The following is a 599-nucleotide window of genomic DNA, read 5'->3' as shown; positions in this document are numbered from 1 at the left end:
CTGCCAGGCTTGTTGCTGTTGCGACCAACTCCAGAATTTGTCACCAGACAGGCTACGCGCAACCAAAGATACACGGCCCAAGTAAAGGACATCTGCTTCCACTTTTTCGTTAGCATCTAGGTTAATTTTGCCTTGGTAGATACCAAGCTTGGTGCCGTAGTCCATTTCAATTTGGTAGGCTTCTAGGATTCGACGGAATTTCTCTGCGTCGGCAACATCGGCTCGCGTCATCAGATCATCAAGCTTCGCAATGCGTTCTTCACGCTGAGCTTTACGAATAGGTTTGTCGCTGGCCACTATGCGCTTGAGTCCTTCAAGCATGTGATACATCAATGGCACGACACCCTGACGAGTTTGAGCAATCTGCTCAATTTGCTCGTTCAAACTGTTCACTTCTTGATGTTGGCTTTCGACCAAACTTGAAAGATGATCACGATAAATCTTCAAGTTGCTGACTTCTTCCTGAAGCTGTTCGATTTCCGCTTCCAGCGTCAGAGCCTTTTCTGCGCTTGCATCAATACGTTTTTGGCTAACCGCTGATGCTTGGTTAGTTTTACTCTGCACTGCTTGTGCATCGTTTAAATTCGCTGCGTGGGCAG

Annotated in this window: 1 protein-coding gene; it reads right to left on the bottom strand. The window is 47.2% G+C overall.

Features of this window, described 5'->3' with window-relative positions; translation table 11 throughout:
* A partial coding sequence (locus R7R78_RS27865) for a DUF3450 domain-containing protein (RefSeq protein ID WP_225474819.1) occupies positions 1–599 on the bottom strand: 599 nt, incomplete at both ends.

Source organism: Vibrio sp. 2134-1 (genome assembly GCF_033339495.1).
This window is presented reverse-complemented; position numbering and strand designations above follow the sequence as displayed.